24 protein-coding genes are annotated in these 24,356 nt (G+C 66.7%); 16 read left to right on the top strand and 8 right to left on the bottom strand.

The features are described from left to right. Nucleotides 1-19: 19 nt before the first annotated feature. Genes carB through carA form a run of 3 tightly spaced genes read right to left on the bottom strand, consistent with a single transcriptional unit; the run spans nt 20 to nt 5,120 of the window. On the bottom strand, nt 20-3,250 hold the full coding sequence (gene carB, locus KX816_08225) for a carbamoyl-phosphate synthase large subunit (protein ID QXQ07962.1): 3,231 nt from the start codon (nt 3,248-3,250) through the stop codon (nt 20-22). Next, nucleotides 3,250-3,951, bottom strand: coding sequence for a hypothetical protein (locus tag KX816_08220; GenBank protein QXQ07961.1), 702 nt, complete (start codon nt 3,949-3,951; stop codon nt 3,250-3,252). The genes carB and KX816_08220 overlap by 1 nt, the downstream gene beginning before the upstream one ends. Then, a complete protein-coding gene (carA, locus tag KX816_08215; GenBank protein ID QXQ07960.1) occupies nt 3,948-5,120 on the bottom strand; it encodes a glutamine-hydrolyzing carbamoyl-phosphate synthase small subunit in 1,173 nt (390 codons plus the stop codon). The genes KX816_08220 and carA overlap by 4 nt, the downstream gene beginning before the upstream one ends. Nucleotides 5,121-5,250: 130 nt before the next feature. Between carA and KX816_08210 the strand changes: the two genes are divergently transcribed. The 8 genes from KX816_08210 to KX816_08175 all read left to right on the top strand — a co-directional run bounded on the left by KX816_08210 (nt 5,251) and on the right by KX816_08175 (nt 12,134). Next, the gene (locus KX816_08210) at nt 5,251-5,703 is read left to right on the top strand and encodes a GatB/YqeY domain-containing protein (protein ID QXQ07959.1); all 453 of its coding nucleotides are present in this window, start codon (nt 5,251-5,253) and stop codon (nt 5,701-5,703) included. 108 nt (nt 5,704-5,811) lie between these two features. Continuing rightward, a complete protein-coding gene (locus KX816_08205; protein ID QXQ08460.1) occupies nt 5,812-6,189 on the top strand; it encodes an endonuclease domain-containing protein in 378 nt (125 codons plus the stop codon). After that, nucleotides 6,186-8,048, top strand: a complete 1,863-nt coding sequence (gene dnaG, locus KX816_08200; GenBank protein ID QXQ07958.1) for a DNA primase — start codon at nt 6,186-6,188, stop codon at nt 8,046-8,048. Before KX816_08205 ends, dnaG begins: the two co-directional genes overlap by 4 nt. Nucleotides 8,049-8,144: 96 nt before the next feature. Further along, on the top strand, nt 8,145-10,205 hold the full coding sequence (gene rpoD, locus KX816_08195; protein QXQ07957.1) for an RNA polymerase sigma factor RpoD: 2,061 nt from the start codon (nt 8,145-8,147) through the stop codon (nt 10,203-10,205). Nucleotides 10,206-10,334: 129 nt separating this feature from the next. Next, nucleotides 10,335-10,826, top strand: coding sequence for a 30S ribosomal protein S6 (gene rpsF, locus KX816_08190; protein QXQ07956.1), 492 nt, complete (start codon nt 10,335-10,337; stop codon nt 10,824-10,826). Nucleotides 10,827-10,841: 15 nt separating this feature from the next. After that, nucleotides 10,842-11,066: a 30S ribosomal protein S18 gene (rpsR, locus tag KX816_08185; protein ID QXQ07955.1), complete on the top strand. Its 225-nt coding sequence runs from the start codon at nt 10,842-10,844 to the stop codon at nt 11,064-11,066. 12 nt (nt 11,067-11,078) lie between these two features. Next, entirely contained in the window at nt 11,079-11,702 is a 624-nt protein-coding gene (gene rplI, locus KX816_08180) for a 50S ribosomal protein L9 (GenBank protein QXQ07954.1), read from the top strand. Between the two features lie 141 nt (nt 11,703-11,843). Next, on the top strand, nt 11,844-12,134 hold the full coding sequence (locus tag KX816_08175) for a DUF3297 family protein (GenBank protein QXQ07953.1): 291 nt from the start codon (nt 11,844-11,846) through the stop codon (nt 12,132-12,134). A gap of 134 nt (nt 12,135-12,268) precedes the next feature. Here KX816_08175 and KX816_08170 read toward each other — a convergent pair whose 3' ends face one another. Beyond that, nucleotides 12,269-13,147 carry a formate/nitrite transporter family protein gene (locus KX816_08170; GenBank protein QXQ07952.1) on the bottom strand — a complete coding sequence of 293 codons (879 nt, stop codon included), beginning with the start codon at nt 13,145-13,147 and terminating at the stop codon, nt 12,269-12,271. A 91-nt stretch (nt 13,148-13,238) separates the two neighbouring features. Between KX816_08170 and KX816_08165 the strand changes: the two genes are divergently transcribed. The 8 genes from KX816_08165 to KX816_08130 all read left to right on the top strand — a co-directional run bounded on the left by KX816_08165 (nt 13,239) and on the right by KX816_08130 (nt 18,964). After that, nucleotides 13,239-14,552: a replication-associated recombination protein A gene (locus KX816_08165; GenBank protein ID QXQ07951.1), complete on the top strand. Its 1,314-nt coding sequence runs from the start codon at nt 13,239-13,241 to the stop codon at nt 14,550-14,552. A 49-nt stretch (nt 14,553-14,601) separates the two neighbouring features. After that, nucleotides 14,602-15,168: a YbhB/YbcL family Raf kinase inhibitor-like protein gene (locus KX816_08160; GenBank protein ID QXQ07950.1), complete on the top strand. Its 567-nt coding sequence runs from the start codon at nt 14,602-14,604 to the stop codon at nt 15,166-15,168. A gap of 21 nt (nt 15,169-15,189) precedes the next feature. Next, nucleotides 15,190-16,035 (top strand): hypothetical protein, encoded by an 846-nt coding sequence (locus KX816_08155; protein ID QXQ07949.1) that lies wholly within the window; start codon nt 15,190-15,192, stop codon nt 16,033-16,035. Between the two features lie 63 nt (nt 16,036-16,098). Next, complete coding sequence (gene crcB, locus KX816_08150) at nt 16,099-16,479, top strand: fluoride efflux transporter CrcB (GenBank protein ID QXQ08459.1); 381 nt, start codon at nt 16,099-16,101, stop codon at nt 16,477-16,479. Beyond that, nucleotides 16,476-17,558, top strand: coding sequence for an RluA family pseudouridine synthase (locus tag KX816_08145; GenBank protein ID QXQ07948.1), 1,083 nt, complete (start codon nt 16,476-16,478; stop codon nt 17,556-17,558). Before crcB ends, KX816_08145 begins: the two co-directional genes overlap by 4 nt. After that, the gene (locus KX816_08140) at nt 17,558-18,235 is read left to right on the top strand and encodes an HAD-IA family hydrolase (GenBank protein QXQ07947.1); all 678 of its coding nucleotides are present in this window, start codon (nt 17,558-17,560) and stop codon (nt 18,233-18,235) included. The genes KX816_08145 and KX816_08140 overlap by 1 nt, the downstream gene beginning before the upstream one ends. Next, entirely contained in the window at nt 18,232-18,651 is a 420-nt protein-coding gene (gene mce / locus KX816_08135) for a methylmalonyl-CoA epimerase (GenBank protein ID QXQ07946.1), read from the top strand. Before KX816_08140 ends, mce begins: the two co-directional genes overlap by 4 nt. A gap of 43 nt (nt 18,652-18,694) precedes the next feature. Beyond that, entirely contained in the window at nt 18,695-18,964 is a 270-nt protein-coding gene (locus tag KX816_08130) for a DUF1428 domain-containing protein (protein QXQ08458.1), read from the top strand. A 64-nt stretch (nt 18,965-19,028) separates the two neighbouring features. Here the strand turns inward: KX816_08130 and KX816_08125 are convergent, their stop codons facing one another. From KX816_08125 to KX816_08110, 4 genes are all read right to left on the bottom strand, one after another. Next, nucleotides 19,029-21,152 carry a TonB-dependent siderophore receptor gene (locus KX816_08125; GenBank protein ID QXQ07945.1) on the bottom strand — a complete coding sequence of 708 codons (2,124 nt, stop codon included), beginning with the start codon at nt 21,150-21,152 and terminating at the stop codon, nt 19,029-19,031. A gap of 194 nt (nt 21,153-21,346) precedes the next feature. Then, a complete protein-coding gene (gene nagA / locus KX816_08120) occupies nt 21,347-22,489 on the bottom strand; it encodes an N-acetylglucosamine-6-phosphate deacetylase (protein ID QXQ07944.1) in 1,143 nt (380 codons plus the stop codon). Continuing rightward, complete coding sequence (locus KX816_08115; protein ID QXQ07943.1) at nt 22,489-23,508, bottom strand: SIS domain-containing protein; 1,020 nt, start codon at nt 23,506-23,508, stop codon at nt 22,489-22,491. The genes nagA and KX816_08115 overlap by 1 nt, the downstream gene beginning before the upstream one ends. Next, nucleotides 23,505-24,242, bottom strand: coding sequence for a GntR family transcriptional regulator (locus tag KX816_08110; GenBank protein ID QXQ07942.1), 738 nt, complete (start codon nt 24,240-24,242; stop codon nt 23,505-23,507). Before KX816_08110 ends, KX816_08115 begins: the two co-directional genes overlap by 4 nt. Nucleotides 24,243-24,356 lie beyond the last annotated feature (114 nt).

The raw sequence follows: 24,356 nt of genomic DNA, 5'->3' as shown, positions 1-24,356 counted from the left end.
ATCCGGATAGGCGCCTGCTTTACGCCAATGCAGAATAATATGACTGCAGCGACCTTACTTCAAGCGGTCGCGAGCGCGCGGCAGCAATTGCCCGGACGGCGGCTATACTAGCCGCTGCGGTCGTAAAGTACGGTACCTTTCCGTACAAGGCTGCGACCCGGATCGATTGGCTGTCCTTCATCGACTGGACGCCGCCGGTGGTGTTGCAGATGAAGTCGATCGCGCCGTCCTTGATCCGGTCGACGATGTGCGGCCGGCCCTGTGCGACCTTGTTGACAGCGGTCACGGCGACGCCCTGCTCCGCCAGATACTTTGCGGTGCCGTCGGTGGCGAGCACCGTGAACCCCAGCGCGACAAGCTCGATCGCCATGTCGCGGATCACCGGCTTGTCGGTCTCCTTGACCGAGATGAACGCCGTGCCGCTGTCGGGTAGCCGGGTTCCTGCGCCGAGCTGGCTCTTGTAGAACGCCATCGCGAAGTCGGCGTCGATGCCCATGACTTCGCCGGTGGATTTCATCTCCGGGCCGAGGACCGGGTCGGTGCCGGGGAAGCGCGCGAACGGGAACACCGCCTCCTTGACCGCGATATGGTCCCACTTCGGGCGCACCAGGTTGAAGCTGGCGAGGCTCTCGCCCGCCATCACCCGCGCTGCGATCTTGGCCAGCGGCAGCCCCGTCGCCTTGGCGGTGAAGGGCACGGTCCGCGAGGCGCGCGGGTTGACCTCGATCAGGTAGACGAGGCCGTCCTTGACCGCGAACTGGATGTTCATCAGGCCGCGCACGTCGAGCGCCTTCGCGAGCACTGCAGTCTGCCGCTCGATCTCCGCGATGATGTCGTCCGACAGGCTGTACGGCGGGATCGAGCAAGCGCTGTCGCCCGAGTGGACCCCGGCTTCCTCGATATGCTGGAGGACGCCGGCGACGAAGATCGTCTCGCCGTCGGCGATGGCGTCGACGTCGACCTCGACCGCATCGCGGAGATACTGATCGATCAGCACCGGCGAGTCCCCCGATACGCGCACGGCCTCCCTGATGTAGGTGTCGAGGTGCGCGGGGCCTTCGACGACCTCCATCGCACGCCCGCCGAGCACGTAGGACGGGCGCATCAGTACCGGGTAGCCGACGTCTTCCGCCACCGCGATCGCCTCGTCGCGCGACCGGGCGATGCCGTTCTTGGGCTGGAGCAGACCGATGCGCTCGACCATCGCGGCGAAGCGCTCGCGGTCTTCCGCCAGGTCGATGTTGTCGGGCGTGGTGCCGAGGATCGGAATGCCCGCGGCCTCCAGCGCCCGCGCCAGCTTGAGCGGCGTCTGCCCGCCGAACTGGACAATGACGCCGACCAGCGTGCCGTTCTCCTGCTCCTTGGACAGCACCTCCAGCACATCCTCGGCGGTCAGCGGCTCGAAGTAGAGCCGGTCCGACGTGTCGTAGTCGGTCGACACCGTCTCCGGGTTGCAGTTGATCATGATCGTCTCGTAGCCGGCGTCGGCGAGCGCGAAGCAGGCGTGGCAGCAGCAATAGTCGAACTCGATGCCCTGACCGATGCGATTCGGTCCGCCGCCGAGGATGACGACCTTGCGGGCGTCGGTCGGGTGGCTCTCGCACTCGGGCGTCCCGAAGCTCGGCGCCTCATAGGTCGAATACATGTAGGGGGTTTTCGCCTCGAACTCGGCGGCGCAGGTGTCGATGCGCTTGAACACCGGACGGATGCCGAGGGCGCGGCGCTCCGCGGAGACGTCGGCCTCGGAACGGCCGGTCAGCGTGGCGAGGCGGGCATCGGAGAAGCCCATGGATTTGAGCTTGGCGAGGTTGCCAAACCCGTTCGCACGAACCTCCGCCTCCGCCGTAACAATCTCGGCTATCCGGTTGAGGAACCACGGTTCGTAATAAGTTATCGCGTTAATCCGCTCGATCGTGAAGCCTTCGCGCATCGCCTGCGCCGCGATCAGCAGCCGGTCAGGCCCGGGGATGCTCAGCGCCGCCTCGATCTCGGACTCGCTCGCGCCCGCGAGCTCCTCGACCTCGTCGAAGCCGGTCAGGCCGGTCTCCAGGCCGCGCAGCGCCTTCTGGACGCTCTCGTGGAAGTTGCGGCCGATCGCCATGACCTCCCCGACCGACTTCATCGCGGTGCCGAGCGTCGCTTCCGCGCCCTTGAACTTCTCGAAGGCGAAGCGCGGGATCTTCGTGACGACATAGTCGATCGTCGGCTCGAACGCGGCCGGCGTTGCGCCAGTGATGTCGTTCATCACCTCGTCGAGCGTGTAGCCGACCGCGAGCAGCGCCGCGACCTTGGCGATCGGAAAGCCGGTGGCCTTCGACGCCAGCGCCGAGGACCGCGACACGCGCGGGTTCATCTCGATGACCACCAGCCGTCCGTCTTTCGGGTTGACTGCGAACTGGACGTTGGAACCGCCTGTTTCGACACCGATTTCGCGCAGGCAAGCGATGCTCGCGTTGCGCATGATCTGGTATTCCTTGTCGGTCAGCGTCAGCATCGGCGCGACCGTGATCGAGTCACCGGTATGAATGCCCATAGGGTCGATATTCTCGATGCCGCAGATGATGATGGCGTTGTCGTTGCGGTCGCGCACGACCTCCATCTCAAACTCCTTCCACCCGAGCACCGACTCCTCGATCAGCACTTCGGTGGTCGGCGAGGCGTCGAGCCCGGTGCCGACGATGTGGAGGAATTCCTCGCGGTTGTAGGCAATGCCGCCGCCGGTGCCGCCCATCGTGAACGACGGCCGGATGATCGTCGGCAAACCAACGAACTCAAGACCTTCCAGCGCTTCGGCGATGTTGTGCGCGATCAGGCTGCGCGGGCTCTCGAGCCCGATCTTGGTCATCGCGTCGCGGAACTTGAGCCGGTCCTCGGCCTTGTCGATCGCCTCCGCATCGGCGCCGATCAGCTCGACGCCGTATTTCTCCAGCGTGCCGTCGCGAGCCAGCGCCAGCGCGGTGTTGAGCGCCGTCTGCCCGCCCATCGTCGGCAACACCGCGTCAGGGCGCTCCTTGGCGATGATCTTGGCGACGACCTCGGGCGTGATGGGCTCGACGTAGGTCGCGTCCGCCATGTCGGGGTCGGTCATGATGGTGGCCGGGTTCGAGTTGACCAGGATGATCCGGTAGCCCTCGGCCTTCAGCGCCTTGCACGCCTGGGTGCCCGAATAGTCGAACTCACACGCCTGCCCGATGATGATGGGGCCGGCGCCGATGATGAGGATGGAGGAGAGGTCGGTGCGTTTGGGCATTAGCCGATACCAAACATGATTTTGAGGACCAACTGGGTGACGCCTGCAAGACCTAGAACTGTTTGCAATGTCGGCGATCTCAGCAAAAGCGCTATGGCTTCCCACTCAGGTTCAGGGGATTCAACTAATTTTACTAGTGATTCAGTAATCGCCTTAACCCGCGCTACCTGCGTGTTTGTCAGGCCGGAGCCGTCCACTAGTTGATCTAGCTCACGTATTTTTGTAGTTATATTCTGAACCTTGATCGGGTCGGCTCTTAGCCTCTCTGATACACCGGTCCAAGCCGTACTATCGATTGCAAGATTCTGTCCCTCAAGTTCGATGAGACCACCCGTCTCTAATGTGAGAAACGATGGCTCTGTCGTCGGAGTATCTCTAACGCCCCCGCCAGTTCGAACAGCGGTGATGGGTCCGAGTATCATCCCGACACCATCTTTATCGCCGTATCTCTGCTCGATCAGCTTCATGCCAGGCCCTGCAATTAGACCAAGCGCCATCTGGTCGTTATATCCGTTTCGTGGACCCGTAATTAGTCCCTGAGTAAGGAGGTTCTTTTGCGCCTCGATTAGCCATCCCGTCTGACTATCCAGACCATATTTATCAACAAGGTCCTGGAAAGGGAGCATGTCCGATACACCAAATACTGTTCTTTCTTGATAGAGGCCGATCAGTATCTTTTCCTCGAAATCAGTGAAGGTCATCCTACTTTTCTCAAACTCGTAACGAACCGCGCGAACAGATAGTGACTGTCTTGCGGTCCCGGGCTCGCCTCCGGATGATACTGCACGCTGAACGCCGACCGGTCCGTCAGCTCCAGCCCCGCCAGCGACCCATCGAACAGGCTCACGTGCGTCGCCTTCGCATTCGCCGGTAGCGTCTCCGCATCGACCGCAAACCCATGGTTCATCGATGTAATCTCGACCCGCCCGTCGTCCAGCCGCTTGACCGGGTGGTTCGCCCCCCGGTGGCCCTGGTGCATCTTGAAGGTCTTCGCACCCACCGCCAGCCCGAGCATCTGGTGGCCGAGGCAGATGCCGAACAGCGGCTTGCCAGAGTTGAGCAGCGCCTGGATCGTCGGGACCGCATAGACTCCGGTCGCGGCAGGGTCGCCGGGGCCGTTCGACAGGAAGATGCCGTCGGGCTCGTGTGCCATGATCTCGTCGTAGGTCGCGGTGGCGGGGACGACGGTGACACGCGCGCCGGCGGCGACGAGGTTGCGCAGGATGTTGCGCTTCATGCCGTAGTCGACCGCGACGACGTGCGGTCCCTCAGGGTTGGCGGCGCTGGTCGCGTAGCCCTGCCCGAGCGTCCACAGGCCGTCGCTCCAGCCGTAGCTCTGCGTGGCGCTGACCTCCTTGGCGAGGTCCATGCCCTCGAGGCCGGGCCACGCCTGCGCCTCGGAAAGAAGTGCCGGGAGGTCGAACTCGCCGGTTGCGGAGTGCGCGATCACGGCGTTCGGTGCGCCGAGGACGCGGATGCGGCGGGTCAGCGCGCGGGTGTCGACACCGCTCAGGCCGATGCGGCCCCAGGACTTGAGCCAGTCGTCGAAGCTGCGCTCGGCGCGGAAATTGGCGGCCTCCGAGATGTCTTCGCGCAGGATGCAGCCGAGCGCGTAGGGGTTGGTCGCCTCGACATCCTCGCCGTTCGCGCCGACGTTGCCGATGTGCGGGAAGGTGAAGGCAATGATCTGACCGGCATAGGAGGGATCGGTCATCGCCTCCTGATAGCCGGTCATGGCGGTGTTGAAGCAGACCTCGCCGACCGCCGAGCCCTCGGCCCCGCAGCCCCGGCCCCAGACGACCGTGCCGTCCGCCAGAACCAATACTCCCGTCGCGCCTAGGGGCTGCGCGGGGGCGGTGGCTTCGGGCAAGGCGGTTCCTTTGGGAGCGTTTCGGGCAGGCAAACGCCGGGCGAGGTAGGGGTTGGCCCGCCGCCCGTCAATCTGTTCATTCGCGAACCGATGGCCTAGCCTAGAGGCTCACAAAAAGCGAGGGGCGCGTATGATCCGCGACGACATCCAGGCCGCGACGATCACCGCGATGAAGGCCCGCGACAGTGTCCGGCTGGGCACGCTGCGGCTGATCTCGGCGGCGTTGAAGAACAAGGACATCGAGCTGCGCACCGGCACCGCGCCGACCGACGACGACGTGCTGGTCGCCGACGTGCTGTCCAAAATGGCCAAGCAGCGCCGCGAATCGATCGAGATGTACGTCACCGGCGGGCGGCCCGAGCTGGCGGATGCCGAGCGTGCGGAGCTCGGCGTGATCGAGGGCTTCATGCCGGCGCAGATGTCCGCGGGCGAGGCGCAGGCCAAGGTGCGGGAGCTCGTCGCGGAGCTGGGGGCGACGTCGCTCAAGGACATGGGCCGGGTGATGGCGGTGGTACGCGAACGGTTCGCGGGGCAGCTCGACATGGGGAGCGCGAGCGCGATGGTGAAGGCGGCGCTGGGGTAGTGAAGTGAAAGGAGTAGCCGCCGCAAGCGGATCCCCCTCCCGGTACGGGAGGGGTTAGGGGTGGGCGTTCGCACCATTCCCGACCTCCAGAAGCAACGCGCCCGCGCCATGCGCAGCGCGCCTACACCCGCTGAGCGGAAGCTTTGGGGGCACCTGAGGAACAGCCAGCTGGATGGCGTGAAGTTCAGTCGGCAGATCGCGGTCGGGCCGTTTATTGCTGACTTCGTGGCGCGGTCGCGCAAGCTGGTGATCGAGCTCGATGGCAGCCAGCATGGCGGTCTTGAGGATCAGCGGCGGACGCGGTGGCTGGAGCGCGAGGGGCACACCGTGGTGAGGTTCACCAACCGCGATGTTCTCGACCATATCGACGGGGTGCTTCGGATTATTGTGGTCGCTTGCCTACAGTGCCCACCCCTAGCCCCTCCCGTACCGGGAGGGGGACCCCCTTGTGGGGAACACTCCCTCGATTTCGAAGTGCCGTATTGACCATACCCCCCGCCTTCCTCGACGAGCTCCGCGCCCGGGTCACCCTGTCCTCGGTCGTCCAGCGGCGCGTGAAACTCACCCGCGCGGGGCGCGAGATGAAGGGCTGCTGCCCGTTTCACAACGAGAAGACACCGAGCTTTTACGTCAACGACGACAAGGCATTCTACCACTGCTTCGGCTGCGGCGAGCACGGCAGCGTCATCGACTGGGTGATGAAGCAGGACGGGCTCGCTTTCCGCGACGCGATCGAGACGCTGGCGGTCGAGGCGGGGCTGGAGATGCCGCTCGAATCGCCGGAGGGGCAGGAGCGCGCCAAGGCTGCCGCGGGGCTACACGAGGTCTGCGCGCGGGCGGCCTCGTGGTTCGGGGAGCAACTGGCGAGCACGGGCGGCGCGGCGGCGCGGGGATATCTGGAAAAGCGAGGGCTAACGGCGGCGACCGTCGCTGCGTTCGGGCTGGGGCTGGCGCCGGATGCGCGGACCAGGCTCAAGGCGGCGCTCGACAGTGTCGGCGAGGCGAAGCTGGTCGAGGCGGGGCTGCTGGTCACGCCGGACGAGGGGGACACCTACGACCGGTTCCGGGGGCGGCTGATGTTCCCGATCCGCGATCCGCGCGGGCGGGTGATCGCGTTCGGCGGGCGCATCCTGGGAGACGGGCAGCCGAAGTACCTGAACTCGCCCGACACGCCGCTCTTCGACAAGGGGCGGACGCTGTACAACTTCGACAAGGCGGGGCCGGCAGCGCGGAAGTCGGGGCGGCTGATCGTCGTCGAGGGCTACATGGACGTGATCGCGCTGGCGCAGGCGGGGTTCGTCGAGGCGGTCGCGCCGCTCGGGACGGCGCTGACCGAGGCACAACTTGGATTGTTGTGGCGGGTGGTGCCGGAGCCGGTGCTGTGTTTCGACGGCGACACGGCGGGCCAGCGGGCGGGGCTGCGGGCAGCATTGCGCGCCCTGCCCTTGCTCGAACCCGGTCGTTCGCTGCGGTTGGCGACGCTGCCGCCCGGGCAGGACCCCGACGACATCGTGCGGACGCAAGGGTCGGCGGCGTTCGAGATGCTGCTGGCCAAGGCTGAGCCGCTGATCGACCGGCTGTGGCGCGCCGAGACCGAGGGCATCGACACCGGCACGCCGGAGCGTCGCGCCGGTGTTCGCGAGCGGCTGCGCGAACATTCGCAGGCGATCCAGGACGGGTCGGTGCGGGCGCTTTACGATGCCGAGTTCCGGTCACGCTTCGATACGCTGTATCTGCCGAAGCGCGACTTTGGGGCGCGAACGGGCGGCAAGCGCGGGCAGGTATTTGTGTCGCCCCACGCTTCGGATGGGCTGAAGGCGCTGCACGCGCGCGGGGCCGGGGCGGGCGAAATCCTCGCGGTGATCGTCGGGCTGCTCGAGCACCCGGGGCTGGCCGACCGGCATGGTGAGCAACTGGCGACACTCGATGCCGGCGAAGCGCCGCTAACCCGCTTGCTCGACGCGATTCTATCGGCGCTGACGCACGAACCAGACCTTGACAAAGCTGCACTTGCCACCGATTTGCAGGCTCACGGATTGTCAGCCATCGCGGCAGAGGTCCGTGCTTCGAACCGCCTCGGGTTCTCGTTTACCAGGCCGACGCCTCCGGACAAGGGTTCCGGCCATGTCGCCCAGGTCGAACGCGATTTCGCGGCCGTGGTCGACACCGTGCTCGCACGGACGCGTATCGAGGGCGAACTCGCGGCCACCACGGCCCGCTTCGCTCAAACGGCAAGTGAGGCCGACTGGAACGCGCAGCAAAGGTTGCGCGCCGAGCGGGCTCAAGTCGACGCGGCACTGATGAAATTGGCCGAGGATGCGCGCGAGGCGCAGCTCGATATCTAGCGGCGCTTCGGCGTCGCGACGCATTGATGAGGCGGCGCGCAAACGCCGTTGTTGGATCGCAAGAACAGCGCGCAAGCGCGGGTAGGAACGAAACATATGGCGAAGACGAACGGTGCGACAGTCGAAACCGAAGCCAAGCCCGAGGGTGACGGCGCGCCGTTGCTCGACCTCAACGAGGCGTCGGTCAAGAAGCTCCTCGTTCGCGCCAAGAAACGCGGCTACATCACCTATGACGAGCTGAACGAGGCACTTCCGCAGGACCAGATGTCGTCCGAGCAGATCGAGGACGTGATGGCGTCGCTCAGCGAGATGGGCATCAACGTCATCGAGAACGACGAGCCCGCCGAAGATGGTACCGAGCCCGCAGCGGCCGCCGCTGCCGACGATGACGAGGAGGAGGCCGAGGCCGACCCCGCAGTCGCCGCTGCGCCCGTCACCAAGGCCGCGCCGCTCGACCGTACCGACGACCCGGTGCGCATGTACCTGCGCGAAATGGGCGCCGTCGAGCTGCTCAGCCGCGAAGGCGAAATCGCCATCGCCAAACGCATCGAGGCCGGCCGCAACACCATGATCGCCGGGCTCTGCGAGAGCCCGATGACGTTCCACGCGATGATCGACTGGTCGAACGCGCTCAACGAAGGACGTATGCAGCTGCGCGAGATCCTCGATCTCGACGCGATGCTCGCCAAGGGTCCGACCGATGCCGACGTCGCCAATGCCGATGCTCCGGTCACCGGTGCCGAGCTTCCGACCGGTGCTGCGTACAAGGACGACGAGGCGCCCGAGCACAAGGCGGGTGCCGAGGATTCCGACGACGAGTCGGGCGGCGACTCGCCACGCCTGCGTCCCGACGGCCAGCTGGCGATCCCCGACGACGACGACGAGGACAACACCCTGTCACTGGCGCAGATGGAGGAGCAGCTCAAGCCCGAGGCGCTGGAGCGCTTTGCCGAGATCACCGCGACCTACAAGAAGTTCCAGAAGCTGCAGGCCGGCCGCCTCGATGCTCTCGGTAACGCTGGCGAGTTCTCGCTTTCCGATGAGCGTCGCTACCAGAAGCTGCGCGAGGACCTGACCCGCAGCGTCCAGGCGATCCACTTCAACAACGGCAAGATCGAATATCTCGTCGACCAGCTGTACGGCTATAACCGCCGCCTGCTGGTGCTTGGCACCGGCATGATGAAGCTTGCCGACAAGCACAAGATCAACCGCAAGCAGTTCCTCGACGAGTATGTCGGGCATGAGCTCGACGAGGGCTGGATGGTCCGCGTCGGCGCGATCGACAAGCGCTTCGCCGCCTTTGCCGTCGCCGAGACCGAGACCGTCGAGCGCATCCGCTCCGAAGCCGCCGAGATCGCCAACGCCACCGGCGTCGACCTCGGCGAGTTCCGCCGCATCACCAACATGGTCCAGAAGGGCGAGCGCGAGGCGCGTATCGCCAAGAAGGAAATGGTCGAGGCGAACCTGCGCTTGGTGATCTCGATCGCCAAGAAATACACCAACCGCGGGCTGCAGTTCCTCGACCTGATCCAGGAAGGCAACATCGGCCTGATGAAGGCGGTCGACAAGTTCGAGTACCGCCGCGGCTACAAGTTCTCGACCTACGCGACGTGGTGGATCCGGCAGGCGATCACCCGCTCGATCGCCGACCAGGCCCGGACCATCCGCATCCCGGTCCACATGATCGAGACGATCAACAAGCTGGTCCGCACCAGCCGCCAGATCCTCCACGAGATCGGCCGCGAGCCGACGCCGGAGGAGCTTGCCGAGCGCCTGTCGATGCCGCTCGAGAAGGTCCGCAAGGTGATGAAGATCGCCAAGGAGCCGATCAGTCTCGAGACCCCGATCGGCGACGAGGAAGACAGCCACCTCGGCGACTTCATCGAGGACAAGAATGCGGTCATCCCGGTCGATGCCGCGATCCACGCCAACCTCAAGGAGACGGTGACCCGCGTGCTGGCGTCGCTGACCCCGCGCGAGGAGCGCGTCCTGCGCATGCGCTTCGGCATCGGCATGAACACCGACCACACGCTCGAGGAAGTCGGCCAGCAGTTCTCGGTCACCCGGGAGCGCATCCGGCAGATCGAGGCGAAGGCGCTGCGCAAGCTGAAGCACCCGTCGCGCTCACGCAAGATGCGGAGTTTCCTTGACGTCTAGGGTGGACTGACCTAACAGCCGCCACTCGAAGCACCGGCGGGGGCAAGTCCCTCGCCGTTTGCTTTTAAGCCAGCCGGAGGGGCGTCGCACGGTGCGGCGTCAACGATCGGCCGACAAGGACAGCAAAACATGCCGGCGTACGAGCATGTCTTCCTCGCGCGACAGGACCTGGCGACAGCCCAGGTCGAAGCGATGACGGAGACCTTCACCCGCATCATCTCGGACGGCAAGGGTGCCGTCACCAAGAACGAATACTGGGGCCTGCGTACCCTCGCCTACCGGATCAAGAAGAACCGCAAGGCGCACTACGTGATGTTCAACATCGACGCTCCGGCCCCCGCGGTCGCCGAGCTCGAGCGCCAGGTCGCGCTGAACGAGGACATCCTCCGCTACATGACCGTCAAGGTCGACGAGCACGAGACCGAGCCGTCGGCGATGATGCGTCGCAACGAAAGCCGCGAGCGCGACCGTGATGGCCGCGGCGGCGGCGACCGTGACCGCGGCGACCGTGGCGATCGCGGCGACCGTCCGCGTGGCGGTGGTGGCTTCGGCGGCGACCGTGACCGGGGTGCCGGTGGCGGCGGCGGCGACCGTGGCGGTTTCCGCCCGCGTACGGCTTAAGGAAGGGCTGAGACCATGGGACGTCCATTTTTCCGCCGCCGTAAGTCGTGCCCGTTCTCGGGTCCCGATGCTCCGAAGATCGACTACAAGGACGTGCGCCTGCTGCAGGGCTTCGTGTCCGAGCGTGGCAAGATCGTACCGAGCCGCATCACCGCCGTTTCCGGCAAGAAGCAGCGCGAACTCGCCCAGGCGATCAAGCGCGCGCGTCACCTCGGGCTCCTGCCCTACCTCGTCAAGTAAGGGAGCGAGTCCATGGATGTGATCCTGCTCGAGCGCGTCGAAAAGCTCGGCAACATCGGCGACGTCGTCAATGTTAAGCCCGGTTTCGCGCGAAATTTCCTGCTGCCACGGCACAAGGCGCTCCGTGCGTCGGAAGCCAACCGCAAGCGTTTCGAAGCCAACCGCTCGGTCATCGAGGCCGATAACGCCAAGCGTCGCGACGAAGCCAAGGCCGACAGCCAGGGCATCGACGGCAAGACCGTGATCCTGATCCGTCAGGCGTCGAACACCGGCCAGCTGTACGGCTCGGTCGCCACTCGCGACCTGTCCGACGCGCTCGCCGCCGACGGCATGAAGGTGACCCGCAACCAGATCGTGCTCGACAAGCCGATCAAGGCGCTCGGCATCCACGAAGTCCGCGTCAGCCTCCACCCGGAGGTCACGGTGTCGATCAAGGTCAACATCGCGCGTTCGCCGGAAGAGGCCGAACTGCAGGCCAAGGGCGTCGACGTCACTGCCGACATGTTCGAGCGCGACGACGCCGGCTTCACCGAGGCCTACGACCCGAATGCCGAACCCGGCATCCAGTCGGACGCCCCGGTCGCCCAGGCTCCCGAGGGTATCGCCGAGGCAACGCCGGACGACGACGAGGCTTAACGCTCAACACGCTCACGTACACGTTTGTCATCCCGGCGCATGCCGGGACCCAGTTGCATCGCAAGCTCGACGATCGAGTATGTGGAAAATCTGGGTCCCGGCGTTCGCCGGGATGACACGTTAGAGATAGGGTCGATCCCGATGACCGACGACGACATGCCCGACGACATCGCTGCCCCCGTAGCCGCCAGCGAGACGCCTCCCGACCGGCTCAGCGCGACCCCGGGCACGCCGTTCTACGACGAGGCGATCCTGGCCCGCGGCATCGGCATCCGCTTCAACGGCATCGAGCGGACCACGGTCGAGGAATATTGCGTCTCCGAAGGCTGGGTCCGGATGACCGTCGGCAAGACCCGCGACCGCCACGGCAACCCGATCACCTTGAAGCAGAAGGGCACCGTCGAGCCGTGGTTCAAGGACGTCGAGGGCTGACGTTCACGTCGGGTTGAACCGCGCGCAGGCCAAATTGTCATCCCGCGCGGGACCCAGTTAACCCCGGGCTCGGACTCCGTGGTTAGCTGGGTCCCGGGTCAAGCCCGGGATGACAACTCAGTCGTGGCACCCTGCTAAAGATCCCCGCGCACCGTACCGTGCGCGAGCACCGCGAACAGCCCGGTCCCCCCGATGATGTTGCCGAGCAGGGCCGGCAGGATGAACCCGCCGAAGGTCTGGCCGAAGCCGATCTCGCCGCTGCACCACAACACGAACGCCTCCGTCGAGCCGGCGACGACGTGGCTGAAGTCGCCGATGCCGACGACCCAGGTGATCAGGATGATGATCCAGATCTCCTGTCCCTGCGCATTCGGCAGGATCCATGCGATCGACGCAACCAGGAATCCGGCCGGAATGCCGAGCAGGATCAGCGTCGGCACGTCGTGTGCCAGCGCCGCGCGGGACAGCTCCAGCACCGCCGTCCGGTGCTCCGGGCTGAGGATCAAGCCCTTGGCGATCAGGAACGCGACGAAAAGCGAGCCCGTCAGGTTCGCGACCAGAACCAGTCCCCATAGCCGCCCGAGCCGGCCCAGGTTGGCCAGTGTCGGCTGCGTCGCGACCGGCAGCACCGCGGTCACCGTGGTCTCGGTGAACAGCTGCAGCCGCCCCATGATGACGATGACGAACCCGACCGTGTAACCGAACGCCGCGACGAGTGGGGTCCACGCCGCGTCCTTCGGCAGACCGGCCAGCAGGAATGCCTTCGCCAGCACGGAGGCGCTGATCGACACGCCCGCCGCGACGCCCGACGCGACCAGCGACGTCCAGCCCCGGTCGAGCTCCTCCTCGCCCTGCAGGCGCACGACTTCATGCACGATACGCGGGTTGGCGAGGCCGCGCTTGTCGACCTCCCGCTCCTCCTCAGGCGACAGTTTCGATGCCGGCGTGCCGGGCGCGGCGCCTTTCGTCGGCGGCGCGGCTTGCGGTTTCCGACCCTGCGACTGGCGCGCCATGCAAATTCCCTTCGCGTCCCGAACGGCAGCCCGCTGATATTCGTTCCGCGACCGCGGCTTGCGCTGCTCGCTGCTGCGCCTAAGTCGGGGCATGGCCGATCTTTTTGCCGCCGACCCAGGCCCCGACGTCGCTCCCCTGCCCGGCCAGCCGCTGGCCGAGCGGATGCGCCCGCGCGCCCTCGACGAGGTTGTCGGGCAGGAGCATCTGACCGGCCCCGATGGCGCGATCGGGCGGATGGTGACTGCCGGCAAGCTCGCCAGCCTGGTCCTGTGGGGACCGCCCGGCACCGGCAAGACGACCATCGCACGGCTGCTCGCGGACGCCGTGGGGCTGCGCTTCGTGATGATCTCGGCAGTATTCTCGGGCGTCGCCGACCTGAAGAAATTGTTCGCCGAGGCGCGCACCGCCGCCCGTGCCGGCCAGCGCACCCTGTTGTTCGTCGACGAAATCCACCGCTTCAATCGCGCCCAGCAGGACGGCTTCCTGCCCTATGTCGAGGACGGCACGATCACGCTGGTCGGCGCGACGACCGAGAACCCGAGCTTCGAGCTGAACGCGGCTTTGCTGAGCCGCGCGCAGGTGCTGATCGTCCGCCGTCTCGATGCGGCGGCGCTGGAAAAGCTGCTCGACCGGGCCGAGGCGATCGAGGAACGCCCTCTGCCGCTCACTCCCGACGCACGCGAGGCGCTGGTCGCCAGCGCCGACGGCGACGGCCGCTTCCTGCTCAACCAGGCCGAGACCTTGTTCTCGATCCACGTCGACGCGCCCCTCGAGCCAGGGCAGCTCCGCGACCTGCTCCACCGCCGCGTCGCCGTCTACGACAAGGACCGCGAGGGCCATTACAATCTGATCTCGGCGCTGCACAAAAGCCTGCGCGGCTCCGACCCCGACGCGTCGCTCTACTATCTGGCGCGGATGCTGACGGCGGGCGAGGAACCGCTGTACGTGCTGCGTAGGCTGGTGCGGTTCGCCAGCGAGGACATCGGCCTGGCGGATTCGAACGCGTTGGTGGTGACGCTGGCGGCGAAGGAGAGCTACGACTTCCTCGGCTCCCCCGAGGGCGAGTTGGCGATCGCGCACGCCTGCCTATACCTCGCGACCGCGCCCAAATCGAACGCCGCGTACATGGCGCAGAAAAGCGCGTGGCGGTCGGCGAAGGAGACCGGCTCGCTGATGCCGCCGGCGAACATCCTGAACGCCCCGACCCGGCTGATGAAGGACATCGGCTACGGCAAGGGCTATGCCTACGACCATGATGCCGAGGGCGGTTTCTCGGGGTCGAACTACTGGCCCGACGAGATGGAGCCGCAGGACTTCTATACCCCGACCGACCGCGGCCACGAGAAGCGCATCGCCGAACGGATCGACCACTGGCGACAGCTCCGTGCGATGAAGCAGCCGTAACGTCCGGCACTGCGAGCAACCCTTTGCCGTCGTTAGGGGTTGAGGGAGGATGCTTGAAAAACTACCCCACGTCTTCGGTCGCGCCCTCAAGAGCATTCGTCCCGGCGTCGAGAAGACGCTGTTCCACGACGAGCGGCTGGCGGCGGTGCCGGCGAGCATTTCGGTAACCAGCCTGGCGCTGCTCGACGGCGGCGCGTTCGATGCGCGGTTTACCGCCGACGGTGCCGGGGTATCGCCGCCGCTCGAATGGCGCGGCGTACCGCTGAACGCGGTCGGCGTCGTGGTGCTGGTCGAGGACGCGGACTCGCCGACGCCGCGCCCGCTGGTCCACGTTATCGCGCACCACCTGCCCGGCCGCGACGGCGGATTTGCCGAGCGCGCATTGTCGGCCAACCCGCCGCGCTTTCCGACCGGGCGCAACTCCTATCTCCGCACCGGCTGGCTGCCGCCCGATCCGCCGACCGGACACGGCGTCCACCGCTATCTGTTCCAGGTCTACGCCCTCGGCGCCGACCCCGGCTTCGGCGAGCACCCCGGCCGCGACGCTGTCGATGCCGCGGTCGTCAAGCACGGGATCGCCAAGGGCTTGCTGACGGCAACGTATCAGCGGGCGTAACGCGCGGCTAAGTCTGCTCGTATGAACTTCGACCGCTTCGTCGCCATCGACTGGACCGGTGCGGTCGGCGAGCGGCATCGCGCGATTGCGGTCGCCGAAGCCGGCGCCTCAGGTCCGCCACGCCTCGTCCGTGCCGGGCACCGCTGGTCCCGTGCCGAGGTCTTTGCGCTGGTCGCGACCGCGCGCGATGCAGGCGAGCGGGCGTTGTTCGGGATCGACATGTGCTTCGGGCTGCCGTTCGCCGATGCGGGGACATACTTCCCCGGTGATCCCGATAGCCCCAGCGACGCCCGCTCACTTTGGCAGGAGGTCGAGACGGCCGCTGCCACCGACCCGCACCATGCCGCCCACAGCTACGTCGAGCATCGCCGCCGGCACTTCTGGCTTGGTGCTGGCGACGGGCCACGCGCGGACCGGGCTCGGCTGCGGGTCGTCGAGCAGGCCGACAAGGCGCGCGGCAACACGCCCTCGTCGATGTTCGTGCTGCTCGGCGCAGCACAATGCGGCAAGGCGAGCCTGTCGGGAATGCGGCTGCTGGCGGAGCTGGAGAACGTGCAGGTCTGGCCGATGGACCCGCGGCCGGAGCAAGGCCCGCTGCTTGTCGAGATCTATTGCCGCCTGTTCGCGCAGCTCGGGGGAGCGCGCGGCAAGCTGCGCAGTCGGGCAGCGCTGGACACGGCGCTGCTCAAGCTCGGCAGCCCGCCCTGCGGCGATACGGTCCCCGAGCACTTCGACGACCACATCGGCGATGCACTGATCTCCGCGGCGGGCATGCGCGTGGTGGCTACCGACCCGCTCACCTGGGCGCCGCCGGGCCTGACCCCGGCGATCGCCGCGACCGAGGGCTGGACCTTCGGCCTGGCGTGAAGCCCCGCGGTTCACAAATCGGCCCGCGACCGCTACACGACGCCGATGTTCCCGCTTGCCGCCCTGCCCCCGCTCGTCCTGGTCATGCTCGGAGGCGGCATCGGTGCCGGCCTGCGCTTCGGCGTCGGACGCTGGGCAGTGACGACGCTCGGCCCCGGCCTGCCGTTCGGGACGTGGGCGGTCAACATCCTCGGCGGCTTCGCGATGGGGCTGCTGGCCGGCTGGCTGACGACACGCACCGCCGGTGACGAGCCGCTGCGCCTGTTGCTCGGCGTCGGCGTCCTTGGCGGCTTCACGACCTTTTCGGCGTTCAGCCTCGAGATGGTCGAAATGACGGTGCAGGGCGACTTCGCGCTCGCTGCTGCTTATGCAGTCTCGTCGGTCGCCGGCAGTATGCTGGCGCTGTTCGCCGGCCTTTACCTGATCCGGGCCGTAGCCACATGACGCGCAGCATCACCATCCAGCCCGACGATGAGGGCATTCGGTTAGACCGCTGGTTCAAGCGCCACGAGCCCGGCACCAGCTTCAACGTCGTGTCGCGCTGGGCACGAACCGGCACGCTCCGCCTCGACGGCGCCAAGACCGACCCCGGCGCACGCCTCGTTGCGGGCCAGGTCCTGACCCTGCCGCCCGCCGAGGACGCCCCCGAGGGTGCCCCTGTATCGCGGCCCGCGAAGCCACTGAGCCCCGCCGAGATCGAGTTCGCGCAGAGCCTGGTGATCCACAAGGACGCGCACGCCATCGTCATCAACAAGCCCCCCGGCCTCGCGACGCAAGGCGGCACCGGCACGCTTAGCCACGTCGATGGGCTGCTGGATGCGCTGATGTTCGACACCAACACCCGGCCCAAGCTCGTCCACCGTCTCGACAAGGACACCAGCGGCGTGTTGCTGCTGGCCCGCTCCGCTCGCGCCGCGGCGTTCTTTTCCAAGGCGTTCGCCGGACGCACCGCCAAGAAGGTCTACTGGGCGCTGACCGTCGGCCAGCCCGAGCCGGAAGCGGGCGAAATCGACGCGCCGCTGTCGAAGCAACCCGGCACCGGCGGCGAGAAGATGCACGTCGACCCCGAGACCGGGCAGAGCGCGCGGACCCTGTACCGGGTCATCGACCACGCCGCGACGCAGGCCGCCTGGGTCGAGTTCCAGCCGCAGACCGGCCGTACCCACCAGATTCGCGTCCACGCCAGCGCACTCGGCCACCCGATCGTCGGCGATGCCAAATACGGCGGCCGCGACGCCTTTCTCACCGGCGGGATCAGCCGCAAGCTCCACCTCCACGCCCGTCGGCTGCGCATCGAGGCCCCCGACGGCGGCCACCTCGATATTGTCGCCGACCTGCCCTCGCACTTCGTCGAGAGCTTCAAGATGCTCGGCTTCGACGCCGCCGACGGCGATGGCGCAATCCTCGACCCGGTCAAGTTCTCCGACACGCCGGAGGGCAAGAAGAAGCTCGCGACCGCCGACGCCAAAGCCCGGCGCAAGGCCCACCGCGGCGAGCGCCGGTCCCGGGGCCAGCGCGAATAGTGAGCCCCGGAACGTCCAGCGTACGCCTTGCCGTCTTCGACTGCGACGGGACGCTGGTCGACAGCCAGGCGAACATCCTGCTGGCGATGGTCGATGCGTTCGAGGCGGCGGGGCTTGCACCGCCCGATGCCCACACCACGAGACGCATCGTCGGGCTCAGCCTGATCGAGGCGATGGAAGTGCTGGTTCCGGCAGCTTCACCCGCGCTCCACGCGCGCCTGACCGCCGCTTACAAGCAGGCGTTCTGGGACCGGCGGCGCGACAAGCGCCTCGACCCTGAGCCCCTGTATCCGGGCATCGCCGAGGGGCTGGCGACACTTGGCGAGGCCGGCTGGTTGCTCGGCGTTGCGACCGGGAAGTCGGACCGCGGGCTGGCGTTGATCCTCGAGCATCATGGCCTCGCGCATCATTTCGTCACCCTGCAGACCGCCGACCGGCACCCCTCGAAGCCGCACCCGGCGATGCTTTACGCCGCGCTCGCAGAAGCCGGATGTGCGCTCGAGGACGCGGTGATGATCGGCGACACGGTGTTCGACATCGCGATGGCCCGCAACGCTGGCGTCCGCGCGATCGGCGTCGACTGGGGTTATCACGACCCGCAGGAACTGCACGACGCCGGTGCCGCCGCGGTGGTTTCGACGATGGACGAATTGCTCTTGCAGCTGGAGGCTCGATGATCGGACGCCTGAACCATGTCGGCATCGCGACGCCCGACATCGACGCGACGCTGGCGATGTACCGCGACCTCTACGGAGCGACCGTCAGCCGACCCAAGTTCGCGCTGCCCGAGCAGGGCGTCTCGGTCGCCTTCATCGACCTTGCGAACAGCCAGCTCGAGCTGATCGAGCCGCTCGGCGAGGCTTCGCCGGTGTGGGGCTTCCTCAAGAAATTCCCGAGCGGCGGACAGCACCACATCTGCTTCGAGGTTCCCGACATCATCGCCGCGCGCGACGCGATGCGGGCGAAGGGCGCGACCGTGCTCGGCACCGGCGAACCGCGGATCGGCGCCCACGGCGTGCCGGTGATCTTCGTCCACCCCAAGAACTCGGGCGGCGTACTGGTCGAGCTGATGGCGGAGCCGATCGGACACTGACGCCCGCCATTGACGCCCCGCGTTTGCACGCAAGACCGCGCCGATCTTCAAGGACCACGGTGCCACCCGCGTCGTCGATTGCTGGGGCGACGACATTCCCGATGGCACACTGACCGATTTCCGCTGCGCGGTTCAGGCCGGCGACGGCGAGACGGTGGTGTTCTCGTGGATCGATTGGCCCGATAAGGCGACGCGCGACGCCGGCATGGCGAAGGTCAGGCACGACCCGCGCATGGCGCCTGACGGACAGCCGATGTCACTCGACGGCAGGCGCATGATCCTCGGCGGCTTCGAAGTCGTCGCCGACGCATAGCGACCCAACCCGCCGCCCGTCGTCGATGAGACCAGCAACTACGGCGGTGTTTCGCCCGGCTTGCTCAGTACGCCACCGTCAGCGCAAAGGTCAGGTTGCGTGGCGCGGCGTAGAACGCTTGCCCCCAGAGCAAGCTGCCGAGATACTTCTCGCCGGTGACGTTGCGGATGTTGAGCGTTGCCCGCACATGCTCGACGACCCGGATGCCGGCCATCAGATCAAGGACGGCATAGCTTTTCTGGCGCACCACGGCGTCGTTGCCGTCGCTATCCTGCACGCCGCCGTCGACATAGTGAATCGCATCCTGCCAGCGCAGTTCGGCTCCGAGCTTGAGGTCGCGTAGCTCCGGTACGGCATAGGTCGACGACAGTTTCAGCGTGCGGTTCGGGAGATACGGACGCGGGCTTCCGGTCGTCTCGCCGCCCGAAAGCTTGAAGCCGGTGTAGCCGCCGCTGAGTGACCAGCGGTCGGTGATCTTGCCGGCGATCTCGATCTCGAAACCCTTCGAAGTGGTGTCGACGCCGGTGTAATAGCTCGACCCGATCTGGCCCTGGTCGCCGTCCTCGAACGTGCCGGCGTAGGTCGCCAACCCACGCTGCTTGACGTGGAAAAGCGAGGCGGTGGCATAGAGTCGGTTGTCGAACCACTCGCTCTTGATGCCGGCTTCGTAGCTATTGCCCTTGGCGGGCGCGAGCTTGCGGTTGGTGACATCGACCTCGACCTGCGGATTGAAGATGCCCGTGTAGCTCGCATACAGCGTGACGTTCTTCGTCAGGTCGTACAGCGCGCCGACATACGGGCTGACCTGGGAATTGTTGCGCGCTTGGTCGGTGCCGTAGGACGAGCCGCTCGACTTGAGCTGCGCGACGCTGGCACCGACGACGCCTTTCAGCCGGTCGCTGAAGTTCAGGTGGGCGGCTGCATAGCCACGCAGCAGCTTGTCGGTGGTGTTGGACTGGAGCGTCGCGTCGGGATAATCCGGCTCCGGGATCAGCGTATGACCACCCAGCGTGCGGTAGTCCGGATAGTCGATCGTGGTTTCGGAGAAGGCCTCGTAATCCTTGCCGACCGACCGGCCGTACGAAGCGCCGAACGCCAGCTGGTGCTCGCGGCCGAACAGGTGGAGCGGGCCCGACGCGTAGAGGTCGGCGAGGTTCTGCTTGTAGTCCGACGGGTAGATGCCCGACATGCCGACGATGCCGAGGCCGGTGTCGCGGTCAGGATAACCGAAGGCGTACAGCAGCTTGGCATGCTCCTCGAAGCGGCGGCGGGTGTAGATGCCTTTCACCGCCCAGCCGTTGTCGAAGTTGTAGGCGAGCTCGGCGAAAGCGGTCTGGTCCCGGATGTTCCAGTAGGTCCACGGGGCCGAGGTCGAGGCCGAGCCCGGGTAGTCCTTGATCTGCGAACCGTCCGAATAGCTCAGCGGCAGCGCCCCCCACAGCACCCCGTCGGAGTCGTTCTGCTGGCGGCTGTAGCCGACCGTCGCCTTTAGCCGCGGCGCCACGTCCCACGACAGCAAGACGCCATAGACGTTGCGATTGACCTTGTTGAAATCGAGGTAGGAATTGCGATCCTCGTGCGCAAAGATGGCGCGCGCCTGGACCGTGCCCGACGCGTTGAGCGGCCCGGAGACGTCGGCCTCGACGCGCTTGTCGTCGAACGAGCCGAGCTGGGCGGTGACGGACGCCTGCAGCGTCGCGGTCGGTCGCTTGCGGATATAGTTGATCGTCGCCGACGGGTTGCCGACACCGGCCATCATGCCGTTGGCACCGCGGACAATCTCGACGCGCTCCCACAATACGGTGTCGAGGTCGCCGAACTGCAGCGCCGAGATCAGCGGCAGGCCGATGCCGTCGACCTGGAAGTTGGTGATGTCGAAACCGCGCGAATTATACTCGGTGCGGTCGGTCTCGACCCGCTCGACGTTGATGCCGGGCACATGATCGAGCAGGTCGTTGATGTTGGTCAGGGCGAAGTCGCGGATTCGCTCCCGGTCGACGATAGTGACCGATTGCGGCGTCTCCTTGAGCGTCAGCGCCAGGCCGGTTGCGGAGGTCACCTCGTCGATGGCCGCCGTCACGACGATGTCGCTGTTCGCGGCCGCATCGGCGGCGTCCGCAGCCACGGCACGAGCGGCCGGAGCCAGCAAGGCAGTGGACACGAGCAGGCGGCAAGCCAGCGACTTCATCGGCAGATATCCTCGTGCCAGGCAGACGGCAGGGGTCGCCCTTAGTCGCTATTGCGTCGCGGACGCAAGATTATTGCGACTGATTATCAGATAGGCCGGTAATCGGAGATCGCTCGTCACGATGGAAGCCTAATCCCGCCAGCGGAATAGGCCCCAGCTATTCAGTGCCGATGGCGGCCCTCACCTGGCTGCAGTCATGTCGACATCATTTCACCCGAAACCCACGTCGCGACGCACCGCAGCCCCGCGTCCAGCGCGACGAAATCCGCGCGAAAACCGGCTGCAATCCGCCCGTGCGTCGCGGCGATCCCGAGATACGCGGCCGGATTGGCGCTCGCCATCTGCAGCGCCGTCGCGACCGGCACACCGAGCATGTTCACGGCATTGCGGACCGCTCCGGCCATGTCGAGGTGGGAACCCGCCAGCGTGCCCTCGGCATCGACGCAGGCACCGTCGACAACGCGGATGGTCTTGCCCTGCAGTACGAACGAGGAGTCGCTGGTGCCGACGCTGGGCATCGCGTCGGTGACGAGCACGAACTTCTCCGGCGGCTTGCAGCGGAGCGCCAGCCGCAGCGTCGTCGGCGAAACATGGTGGCCGTCGACGATCAGCCCGCACCAGCTGTCGGGATCCTCGAGCGCTGCACCGACCACGCCGGGCTCGCGGTTGCCGAGCTGCGACATCGCATTGAACAGATGGGTGAAGCCGGCCAGCCCGTGCGCCAGCGCGCTCCGAGCCTGCGCATAGGTCGCTGCCGTATGACCGGCCGCGACGACCACGCCTGCGGCTGCGAGCCGCGCGATCATACCGGGCGTCGTCATCTCCGGGGCGAGCGTGACGAGCGTACGGCCATTACGCAGCCCGGTGACAATGTCGAAGCCGGCCTCGTCGAGTTCCCGCAGCTTGCTGGCGACGTGGATGCCGCGTCGCTCGCTGTTGAGGAACGGCCCCTCGATGTGGATGCCGAGGATACCGGGAACTCCCGCCTCGATCGCTGCATCGACCGCCTGAACGCCGGTGCGAACGACATCGAGGTCATCGCTGATCAGGGTCGGGAATAGCCCCGTCGTACCGAAGCGGCGGTGGGCGGCGGCGATCGTGGTGACGGTTGCCACCGTCGGCGCGTCGTTGAACAAGGCCCCACCGCCACCGTTGACTTGGGTGTCGATGAAGCCTGCCGCTAGCAACGCTCCGTCGAGGTCGTGGCAATCGATGCCGGCCGGAAGGTCGGCTGCTGCGATCACCGCCTCGATAACGCCGTCGGCGACGATGACCGCCTGCTCCTCGAGGATTTCGCCGCCGATCAGCATCGGGCCGTTGTGAAGGGCAAACCGCATCAGACCGTCTCGGTAACCTTGGCAAGATGGGGCGGTCGATCAGGGTCGAAGCCACGCGCCCGGGCCAGGGCCTCGGCGGCGCGGTAGAAGCTTTGAATCCGCAGCATCGGCTCCATCGCAGGGTGCGCGTCAAGCGCGGGCAGCGTAGTCGCACCGGGAATGCCGGCACCTGTCACGAAGACCTCGCCCCCGCGCGCGACAACTTCGGCGACGAGCGCAGCGGTGCCCGCTTCGCTATCGTCGGACTGGCGGAACACGAGCAGCGGGAAGCCTGGCCTGACCAGCGCCATCGGGCCGTGCCTGACCTCCGCGACGCTGAACGCTTCGGCGTGAAGCCCGCAGGTCTCCTTGAACTTCAGTGCCGCCTCCTGGGCGACGCCGAGGCCGGGGCCACGCCCGAGCACGTATAGGCCGCGGGCCAAGTGCAAGCCGTCGACCAGCGGCGACCAGTCGAGCCCCCACGACAGCTCCAGCAGTTCGGGCGCTGCATCGAGTGCCGCTGCAAGGGCGTCGTCACCGGTCCAGGCGGCGGTGAGGTCGAGCAAGGCAGCGAGGGTCGCGATGTACGACTTTGTCGCGGCGATGCTGAGCTCGGGACCAGCGTGGAGCGGCACGACATCGTCGACGAGCCCTGCCAGCGGCGAGGCGGCATCGTTGACCAGCGCGATCGTCGCGGCACCGCCGGCCTTGGCGGCCCTCATGGCTGCGAGGAGGTCGGGACTGCGGCCCGACTGCGAAAGTGCCAGGCACAGCATCCCACCCAACTGGGGCTGCACGCCGTAAACCGAGCTGACCGAGGGTGCGCCGGACGACACCGGTAAACCGAGCCGGGTCTCGATCAGGTATTTCGCGACCGTTGCGGCGTGGTCGGAGCTGCCGCGGGCCAGCGTCAGCACAGCGGTCGGCGGCGCGGCGCGCAGCCGCTCGCCAAGAGCCGCTACAACTCCGGCATTGGCGCTGCGCTGGACCGCCACGACGCGCGCGGCGTCGGCGGCTTCCGCGAACATCAGCGAGGTCATGAGGCGTTGAGCTCGGCGACGAAGTCATAGGCATCGCCGCGATACCAGCTGTGCGTCATCTCGATGGCGCGGCCGTCGTCGAGGAAGGCGCGGCGTTCGATGAACAATCCGGGTGCGCCGACCTCGATGCCCAGCAAGCCGGCCTGCTCGGTGTCGAACAGCACCGCACGCAAGCGCTGCAGCGCGCGCACGGGGCGATTGCCCGAGGCTTCGAGCGCCGCATAGAGGGAGACGTCGACCGCCTCCAGAGCCGGCAGCCCGTAGCCCGGGATAGTCGAATATTCGAGTGCCATGGCAAGGTCGTCGGCGAAGCGGATGCGCGCGAAGCGGTACACCGGCGCGCCGGGGCTGAGTCCGAGTGTCAGCGACTCGTCGGGCGTGACCGCGCCGTCGGCCTTGTTCAGCCACTCGCTGCGGACGACGCGTCCGCGTGCCGCCATGTCTTCCGAGAACGACGTCAGCTTGGCGAACTGCTTCTCGACGCGGCCTGCGACGAAGGTGCCGGCGCCCTGCCGGCGGATCAACAGCCCCTCACCGACCAGCCCGTCGAGCGCCTTGCGCACCGTGATCCGCGAGACCGCAAAGTCCGTCGCCAGATCGCGCTCGGGCGGCAGCGCGCCCTGCGGCTTGAGCTGCCCGGAGTTGATGGCGTTGCGGAGGCTGTCCTGCAGCCGCTGGTAAAGCGGTGCGCGACTGACACCGTCGATCCGGCCGATCCTTGCCGACAAACTCATCGAAATCCTGTCCTACTCGCTGCGTCGGTCATAGGACCAATTGCAGACCACTGGCTAGCAGAAAAATTTAGCAACACTCCAGTTTTATCTCTGTACGCCACTTGACGAGGAGCC

This window comes from Sphingosinicellaceae bacterium (assembly GCA_019285715.1).
Classification (GTDB): Bacteria; Pseudomonadota; Alphaproteobacteria; order Sphingomonadales; family Sphingomonadaceae; genus Glacieibacterium.
This window is presented reverse-complemented; position numbering and strand designations above follow the sequence as displayed.